Raw genomic sequence first — 8,294 nt, 5'->3', positions numbered from 1 at the left:
TCCTATTTCTGTTTCTCTCTAATCTCTTTTTACCGGGGGAGAGTGAAAAACTACGGAGGCGTTTCTAGCCGAATAATCATGGGAGTAAATCAGCGAGTTTGTTGACGTTAATGCATCGACCTACAATGTTAATGCATCGACCTGCAATGTTAATGTATCGGCTTGCAATGTTAATGTATCGACCTGCAATGTTAATGTATCGACCTGCAATGTTAATGCATCGACCTGCAATGTTAATGCATCGACCTGCAATGTTAATGCATCGGCTTGCAATGTTAATGCATCGGCTTGCAATGTTAATGCATCGGTTAGAGTGTCCCAAACATGTAGATATTGATGCTGATTGATAAGTAAGTAGTATTTCTGAACAGCTTTATCTCGCGCAATTTTTACAGTAGCCTTCTAGATGATTTTCTGATTTTTATCCTGTGCTGTTGATTCAGATGTTGGAAAATTATTAAGAATCAAATGTTACGCAGTCCATGAAGGAACTGTGTATATATTGCAACTCTTTCCTCTGTGGAATCAATTCCGTTTTCCAAAATCCAAAATCCAAAATCGGATGACTCAGGTGCGAATTTTTCATCCAGAACCAAACCCCGGATTAAGTGAAGCTAATTTCCGTAAAATTTGCAAAAACGGCTTTGGCGATGGTAATAATGCTTATGCTCATTCCATGGCTTGGTTTAATGGACACTTGTATGTTGGAACAACCCGTGCCAATTTTTGTCTGATCCGTCATAGTATGCCACAGGTGAAGATAGACGTTTGGCCTGTTGAATGTCCTCATAAAGTTTATTCGCCAGAATTTGAACGAACTTGGGCGCGAGCAGAAATCTGGCGGTACAATCCAGTCATCAAACATTGGGAACGGGTTTTTCAGGCTCCAATGACCTTCAGTAAGGAAGGGGATGAGTTCAGTCGTGACCTTGGCTACCGTGGGATGGCAGTTTTTCAAGGCAAATCAGATCCAGAACCAGCATTATATGTCAGCACCTGGTCAAGATCTCGCGCCAATGGTCCCCTAATCATGCGTACTGAAGACGGTAAAAACTTTGAGATTGTCTCGAAACCCGGATTAGTAGGTTTACCAATTACCAGTTTGCGCTTGCTAATTCCCTTCAAAGGACGCTTATTTACTGCTCCCACAGGTGCAGCGGGAGGAAACCCAAATACCTCTGGAGTAACTCAAGTTTATGAAAGTAGCGATCCTGCCAAAGGAGAGTGGTATGCTGCAAGCGATCGCAGCTTTGGAGATCCTGACAATCGCACTATTTTTGAGTTACGTCCCTTTGGAGATTATCTTTATGCTGGAACTGTTAATAACAAAGGTTTCCAAATCTGGCGTACTAAAGCAGAAGGAAAACCCCCTTATCATTGGACTAAAGTGATCTCTAACGGTGCAGGTCGTGGTAGTCTCAATCAAATTGCTGCCAGTATGATGGTTTTTAAGGATGCCTTATATGTGGGTACTGGCATTCAAAATGGCGGTTATGATCACCTCAACAAAATAGGCCCTGCTGGTGCTGAACTGATCAGGATTCACCATGATGGTTCTTGGGATGTGATTATGGGAGACATCCGCAAGGATGGTAAATCTCCTCTAAGTGGATTAGCAGCTGGATTCAATAGCTTATGTAATGGCTATCTCTGGAGAATGGGAGTACATGATGGTTGGTTATACGCAGGAACGATGGATTGGAGTGATATTATCCGTTATGTCTCCTTAGAAGGTAGACCAGAGAAAATAATCCGAATGCTCAATAGCGTCGGTTTAGAAGAAATCGTCAAACATCAAGGTGGTTTTGAAGTATGGCGCAGCTTTGACGGCGAAAACTGGCTACCTGTGACTAGACAAGGATTTGGCAATGTCTATAATTTTGGAGTCCGTAACTTCATTTCCACTCCACATGGTTTATTCATCGGGACAACCAATCCTTTTGGCCCGCGTGTAGCAGTCCTGAAAGATGGAAAGTGGACATATATAGATAACCCTGACGGTGGATTGGAAGTCTGGCAAGGAACACACAAATACACATAAATCGCGCAACCCTTCTCACACGCGAGCGGTTTTTCGCAACAATATTTCCCCCTTGCTTCAATCCTGGATTAAAATTTGTCGATTTGGGCTAGTGTTGTGTAAAGTAGGTGATGAATCTTTGCAACTTATTTAATTTCTAACAACTATCTATGGATAGAAAAACCAAACGCCTTTTACTGCTCGTTGTTTCCTGTAGTATAGCTGGTGTAATTTTAGGAGGTACCACTAGCTGGGCAGAAAGCAATTCCTGTTTACAAGCAAATAAAGTTACCAGTGAGTGTTTAACCAAAGACCCGATTACTAAAACTATAGAAGGAATGGGTACTGGATTAGTTGCTGGAGCAACGGCAGCTTTTGGTGTAGCATGGCAGCATCGTCATGAAGATTAAGGGAGCATTCCAAATATTCAAAAAACCCTCCTGCTCATAGTCAAAGTCTGCTTAAGCAGACTACTTGATTTATTTGAGTCGTATAAAGACGACTTGTGCTACTAGCTAAGAATTTTAACCCAAGCGCGGTATATTGAAAAAATTAGGATCTCTCAAGCTTTGCGCCTCTATAAAGTATTGTGATTTTAAAGAATCCCCGATTATTTAAGCGAGCTTTGGCAATGGGTGTTTATGTTTATCTATTTCTGAAGAATAGTGACACATAGTGACAAAAAAACTTAACATAATTTTCAGATATTTTATCTATCCCCAAGGTTTATGAGTTACTACATTGCTCCCCGCTTTTTGGACAAACTTGCTGTTCACATCACCAAAAACTTTCTCGATATCCCTGGTGTCAGAGTACCTTTGATTTTAGGTATTCATGGACGTAAAGGTGAAGGTAAATCTTTTCAATGTGAGTTAGTTTTTGAAAGAATGGGTGTAGAAGTAACTCATATTTCCGGCGGAGAATTGGAAAGTCCAGATGCAGGAGATCCAGCACGGCTAATTCGTCTACGCTATCGGGAAACCGCAGAATTAATCAAGGTGCGCGGTAAAATGTGCGTGATCATGATTAATGATTTAGACGCTGGTGCTGGACGTTTTGATGAGGGTACGCAATACACAGTAAACACCCAATTGGTAAACGCCACACTGATGAATATTGCCGATAACCCTACTGATGTGCAGTTGCCTGGTAGCTATGATGCTACACCATTACATCGTGTACCAATTATTGTCACAGGGAATGATTTCTCTACTCTGTATGCACCATTAATTCGCGATGGTCGGATGGAGAAATTTTATTGGGAACCAGACAGAGATGACAAAATAGGAATCGTTGGCGGAATTTTTAGTGAAGATGGACTTTCGCCACGGGAAATAGAACAACTTGTTGATACTTTCTTGAATCAGTCTATAGACTTTTTTAGTGCTTTGCGATCGCGCATTTATGATGAACAAATCCGCAAGTTTATTCATGATACTGGTATTGAAAGCATCTCAATGCGGGTAGTCAACAGTTTAGAAGGGCCACCTCAATTTAGAAAACCTAATTTTGATCTATCTCATTTGATTGAGATGGGTAACTTTATAGTAGGAGAACAACAACGTGTCCAGGATTCACAGTTAGTTACAGAATATAATCGCGGTTTGTATACTCGAAATCTATCCCAGCCTGTTGCTGCACCGACACAAGTGAATCAAACTGTTAGCAATCGTGATAATGGCTATCAAAAATCACACTCTAATAATACTCATCTCACCCTAGAAACCCAAGGACAAATACGTGAGCTACTAGCACAGGGTTACAAAATTGGCATTGAACACGTAGATGAACGCCGTTTCCGTACAGGTTCATGGCAAAGTTGCGCTGTTGGTAAAATCGATGCTGAGTCTGATGCTATCTCCACTATCGAATCTTGTCTAGCGGAATATACTGGCGAGTATGTACGCTTAGTAGGAGTTGATCCAAAAAATAAACGTCGGGTAATGGAAACAATTATTCAGCGTCCAAGTGGGAAAGTGAATAATTAGTTATTTGTCATTAGTCATTAGTCATTAGTCATTTGTTATTCCCCTCTCTGTCTTCCTTGTCCCTCTTGCTTTGTTCCCATCACTGGAGTTTTAAAAACTTATCTAAGGCGGCTACCATACTGGGAGGCCAGCGACGGATATTTTTCACCCAGTTTATATCTTTATATCGGGTGTCAAGTCCGTAGGCTGCTACCCAGTTACTTTCCGCCTCCCCTTTTTGTCCTTTTACCCAAAGGGCGGCTGTGAGTGCAGCACGTGTGTCAGCAAAATTAGGGTATTTGCGGACTATATTTTTCATTTCTCGGATGGCTTTGTCTATTTGACTAGTTTCATACAAAACCAAGGCATAGTTACCACGAGCTATGACTAAATTTGGCGCTATTACCATTGATTTTTGATAGTCAGCAATTGCTTCTTCCCATTTACCCAAACCTGCTTTGGCTGTACCACGATTGTTGTAAGCCATTGCATCGTTGGGATCAACTTCTAATATATGATTGTAGTCTGCGATCGCTTCTTTCCATCTACCCAAAGCTTCAAGGGCTGTACCACGATTTAAATATGGGTCTGTCACATCAGGAGCAAGTTCTATAGCTTTGTTAAAATCTGCTAGTGCTTCTTGTAATTTATTCTGACTCACCCTAGAGTTTCCCCGGTTACTCCAAATAGCTGCATTATCTGGGAACCTTTCAATAATTTCTGTCCAGTACTGTTCAGCCTTAGCAAAATCCCCTTTACTTGTCGCTACAAAAGCTGATTTTGCCAAGTTATCCCATTTTTGTATCTCTTCTGGCGTGAAGTTTGGCGCTTGGGGTTGGGCGATGACTGCTTCACTCCAGCCAAACATCAGCAGCAGACTCAACAAAATTACAAATAATCTCATAATTGGGGATTGGGGATTGGGGAAGGTAGGGGTCCCCTTTGGGGATAAGGGGCAGGTGGGGTCCCCTCTGGGGATAAGGGGAAGGTAGGGGTCTTCTCTGGGGATAAGGGCCGAAGGAAATGGGGATTGGGAAAAGGCAAAAATATAGAAACAAGACAGGGAAAAAATTTTTCCTTGTTTTCCAACTGTTATTTCTCTTATTTCTCTTATTTCTCTTATCCTCCCGATCCCTGATCCCCTATCCCCTACCCTCAGTTTCTCATAACAACGATAACTGTTCATTCGGTGGCTTAAAGCCCATATGCTTATACGCTGCTGCTGTGGCTACTCTACCACGAGGTGTCCGGCTTAAATAGCCGATTTGCATCAAATAAGGTTCATACACTTCTTCTATAGTTTGGGTATCTTCACCAGTTGTGGCGGCAATTGTTTCTAATCCTACTGGCCCACCATTAAATTGTTCAATGATTACAGTCAACATTTTGCGATCTGTCCAATCCAAGCCACAAGGATCAACTTGGAATAGGTGCAATGCCTCGGCTGCAACTTTTTCGCAAACTTGCTCAAAGGACTTAACTTCCGCGTAATCACGGACACGCTTGAGTAGTCTATTAGCAATCCGTGGTGTTCCTCGCGATCGCTTGGCAATTTCTGTCGCACCATCTTTTGTAATGTTGGTTTTGAGTAACTCAGCACTGCGCTGAACAATGAGACTTAGTTCTTCTACCTCATAAAATCTTAGTTTTTGCACTAAGCCAAAGCGATCGCGTAGAGGAGATGTCAGCGCGCCTACACGAGTTGTTGCCCCTACCAAGGTAAATTTTGCTAGTGGTATACTGCGAGTCCGAGCGCTGGAACCCTTCCCAACAGTGATATCTAATCTGTAATCTTCCATCGCTGGGTATAAAATTTCTTCCGTCATTCGCGACAGACGATGAATTTCATCGATAAATAGGACATCTCCTGGCTTCTGATTCACTAGCAGTCCAACAATATCTCTAGGCCGTTCTAGAGCTGGGGCGCTAGTAATTTTATAGTTCACTCCCATCTCAGCTGCTAAAATCATTGCCATTGTGGTTTTACCTAAACCGGGAGGACCATACAATAGCAGGTGATCTAGCACTTCTCCTCTAGACTTAGCTGCTTTAATTGCTATGTCCAGTACGTCTTTTAAATCTTTTTGCCCAATATAATCGGCAAACTTCTGTGGTCGAATACTTTCTTCTTGTTTACCTTGTTCATCAATAGCAGCTTCGGGTTGCAGAACATTCTCTTCTGGAGATGGTTTTGCCACTTCCTGATGCTGTTTTGGTTGTTTACCGCCTGGATCGTGAGGCTGTTTTTTCGAGGAAATAATCGCCATAGTTCAGCTATTAACTTTTACTTGTAGACTTATTGAGGGCAAGTGGTAGCGGCACCAAGGCGTATAAATACTGACGCAAAATTTTTCTTTGGAGAAATTACGCTTGCCAATTTAGAATTTAAATTCCGGGGAATTACTTAGGAGTACAAAGTTTGTCATGCTGGCTAAGAGAATCTTACCTTGCTTAGATGTGAACGTGGGAAGAGTTGTAAAAGGAGTTAACTTTGTTAACCTCCAGGACGCAGGCGACCCTGTTGAATTAGCAAAAGTTTACAACGAAGCTGGAGCAGATGAATTAGTGTTTCTAGATATTACAGCTACTCATGAAGACCGTAACACTATAATTGACGTGGTTTACCGTACTGCGGAACAAGTTTTTATTCCTTTGACTGTTGGCGGTGGCATCCAATCCTTAGAAAATGTTAAAAATCTGTTACGAGCTGGAGCGGACAAGGTTAGTATTAATTCTGCGGCGGTACGCGACCCAGATTTTATTAATCGGGCTAGCGATCGCTTCGGTAATCAATGCATAGTTGTTGCAATTGATGCTAGACGCAGACAAGATCCTACTAATCCAGGTTGGGATGTGTATGTGCGAGGTGGACGGCAAAATACAGGCATCGATGCTCTTAAATGGGCGCAAGAAGTAGAAAAACGAGGTGCAGGAGAACTATTAGTGACTAGTATGGATGCCGATGGGACTAAGGCAGGTTATGACCTCGAATTAACAAAAGCGATCGCCGAAACTGTACAAGTTCCAGTAATAGCCTCCGGTGGTGCAGGTAATTGTCAACATATTTATGAAGCACTTACAGAAGGTAGAGCCGAAGCCGCCTTACTAGCTTCACTGTTGCATTACGGGGAATTAACCGTGGAGGAAATCAAAAATTATTTGCGTCATCATCAATTGCCAGTACGAATGCATCAGTAATGTGAGTCAATCGGTGATTTGAAGATACATCCAGTACTCAACACACTTCCTGGAAAGGATGTTAAACTTGGTAAAGAAACATTAATAAATATTAATAAATATGTTGATACCTATATTAGTTTTTGATGTGGCGCTGGTAGCCTGGTCGTTGCATTTGATGGAAAGAGCCTATGAGAGTAAAGAATTTTCCCTGATGTTGGCTGGTTTATTAGTTGCATTAGCCGCAGCCGCAATGATGGTTGTTTACTTTTTGATGGGGCATTGTATGAGCTATTTATTACAAGTATCTTAATGAAAAAGATGCTTATTTATTTAGAGTATATGACAAAACAAAAATAACTTTGTGGCGTCACCCATTACTCATACTTTTAATTGCCGGCAAACAGAAGACTAAAGTAATAATATTGCATTAATCCAAATATAAACTGAGACCAGAAATTCCTTATATAGCAATCCTATATGATTTGTGAGAATTGCAAAATCAAGATCCCCGACTTCTCAACAGAAGCCGGGGATCTTGTCTTCAGCCCTTTCAAGGTGGATAGAAAAAGAAGCATTAGGTGTTTTTCTCTGTTGTCCTTATTGTCCTCCTTCCTTGTCTCCATTACCAGCAACAGTGAGTTAATTTACTCTGTGTGAGTGTGTTTGTGGTTAACTAAGTCGCGCCCTCGTCCCCCACGCTCATTCGGTACTCCGAATCAGTGGCGGGATATAAGGCGGGCTGCGACGATTGTATCTCCGACCAATGCCGTAAGGCGAGAGAGGAGATATATGAGGAGTAGCCAAATATTTCTGAAATAATGTTACTAGAATATGTTTATAATAGTAAAGGTCGATATTTGGAGAAGTTTAGATGAGACGACAAGCGCTAAAAGTCAGGTTGCACCCCACAGATGAGCAAATCCAGGTATTAGCTCAACACTTTGGATGTGCGCGTTGGTGGTGGAATTATGGGTTGAATCAGTGTATTGAAACCTATAAAGCGACTGGTAAAGGCTTGTCTCAATCTGGACTCAATTCTTTATTACCAAAGCTAAAAAAAGAACAAGAAACTGAATAGACATCTCCGACAACTATCAAAGCCTTTATGTGACTAGCTCTTAGGGTGC

At 41.7% G+C, this 8,294-nt stretch carries 8 protein-coding genes and 1 pseudogene; 7 read left to right on the top strand and 2 right to left on the bottom strand.

Going from position 1 to position 8,294, the window contains the following annotated elements:
* Positions 1-110: 110 nt before the first annotated feature.
* From AC5JMK_RS10060 to AC5JMK_RS10045, 4 genes are all read left to right on the top strand, one after another.
* A complete protein-coding gene (locus AC5JMK_RS10060; protein WP_495909988.1) occupies positions 111-347 on the top strand; it encodes a hypothetical protein in 237 nt (78 codons plus the stop codon).
* A 215-nt stretch (positions 348-562) separates the two neighbouring features.
* A complete protein-coding gene (locus tag AC5JMK_RS10055) occupies positions 563-2,041 on the top strand; it encodes a hypothetical protein (protein ID WP_096678035.1) in 1,479 nt (492 codons plus the stop codon).
* Between the two features lie 149 nt (positions 2,042-2,190).
* Complete coding sequence (locus AC5JMK_RS10050) at positions 2,191-2,430, top strand: hypothetical protein (protein WP_096678037.1); 240 nt, start codon at positions 2,191-2,193, stop codon at positions 2,428-2,430.
* A 318-nt stretch (positions 2,431-2,748) separates the two neighbouring features.
* Complete coding sequence (locus AC5JMK_RS10045; RefSeq protein WP_096678039.1) at positions 2,749-4,008, top strand: RuBisCO small subunit-like domain-containing protein; 1,260 nt, start codon at positions 2,749-2,751, stop codon at positions 4,006-4,008.
* Positions 4,009-4,087: 79 nt separating this feature from the next.
* Here the strand turns inward: AC5JMK_RS10045 and AC5JMK_RS10040 are convergent, their stop codons facing one another.
* Together AC5JMK_RS10040 and ruvB are read right to left on the bottom strand one after the other, a co-directional pair.
* Complete coding sequence (locus tag AC5JMK_RS10040) at positions 4,088-4,891, bottom strand: tetratricopeptide repeat protein (RefSeq protein WP_096678041.1); 804 nt, start codon at positions 4,889-4,891, stop codon at positions 4,088-4,090.
* A 259-nt stretch (positions 4,892-5,150) separates the two neighbouring features.
* On the bottom strand, positions 5,151-6,254 hold the full coding sequence (ruvB, locus tag AC5JMK_RS10035; protein WP_096678043.1) for a Holliday junction branch migration DNA helicase RuvB: 1,104 nt from the start codon (positions 6,252-6,254) through the stop codon (positions 5,151-5,153).
* Between the two features lie 157 nt (positions 6,255-6,411).
* Between ruvB and hisF the strand changes: the two genes are divergently transcribed.
* The 3 genes and pseudogenes from hisF to AC5JMK_RS10020 all read left to right on the top strand — a co-directional run.
* Positions 6,412-7,185: an imidazole glycerol phosphate synthase subunit HisF gene (gene hisF / locus AC5JMK_RS10030; protein ID WP_096678045.1), complete on the top strand. Its 774-nt coding sequence runs from the start codon at positions 6,412-6,414 to the stop codon at positions 7,183-7,185.
* 100 nt (positions 7,186-7,285) lie between these two features.
* Complete coding sequence (locus AC5JMK_RS10025; RefSeq protein WP_026723255.1) at positions 7,286-7,477, top strand: hypothetical protein; 192 nt, start codon at positions 7,286-7,288, stop codon at positions 7,475-7,477.
* A 561-nt stretch (positions 7,478-8,038) separates the two neighbouring features.
* Positions 8,039-8,242, top strand: a pseudogene (locus tag AC5JMK_RS10020) (helix-turn-helix domain-containing protein); the annotation flags it as partial.
* Between the last annotated feature and the right edge of the window lie 52 nt (positions 8,243-8,294).

This window comes from Pelatocladus sp. (assembly GCF_059505505.1).
Note: the sequence above shows the minus strand (reverse complement) of the source record. Positions and strands in the feature narration are given on the sequence as shown.

Bases quoted from the DNA above. Each gene is read 5' to 3' on its own strand.
- AC5JMK_RS10060 (WP_495909988.1), top strand. From the start codon at position 111: ATGCATCGACCTACAATGTTAATGCATCGACCTGCAATGTTAATGTAT.
- AC5JMK_RS10055 (WP_096678035.1), top strand. From the start codon at position 563: ATGACTCAGGTGCGAATTTTTCATCCAGAACCAAACCCCGGATTAAGT.
- AC5JMK_RS10050 (WP_096678037.1), top strand. From the start codon at position 2,191: ATGGATAGAAAAACCAAACGCCTTTTACTGCTCGTTGTTTCCTGTAGT.
- AC5JMK_RS10045 (WP_096678039.1), top strand. From the start codon at position 2,749: ATGAGTTACTACATTGCTCCCCGCTTTTTGGACAAACTTGCTGTTCAC.
- AC5JMK_RS10040 (WP_096678041.1), bottom strand. From the start codon at position 4,891: ATGAGATTATTTGTAATTTTGTTGAGTCTGCTGCTGATGTTTGGCTGG.
- ruvB (WP_096678043.1), bottom strand. From the start codon at position 6,254: ATGGCGATTATTTCCTCGAAAAAACAGCCTCACGATCCAGGCGGTAAA.
- hisF (WP_096678045.1), top strand. From the start codon at position 6,412: ATGCTGGCTAAGAGAATCTTACCTTGCTTAGATGTGAACGTGGGAAGA.
- AC5JMK_RS10025 (WP_026723255.1), top strand. From the start codon at position 7,286: ATGTTGATACCTATATTAGTTTTTGATGTGGCGCTGGTAGCCTGGTCG.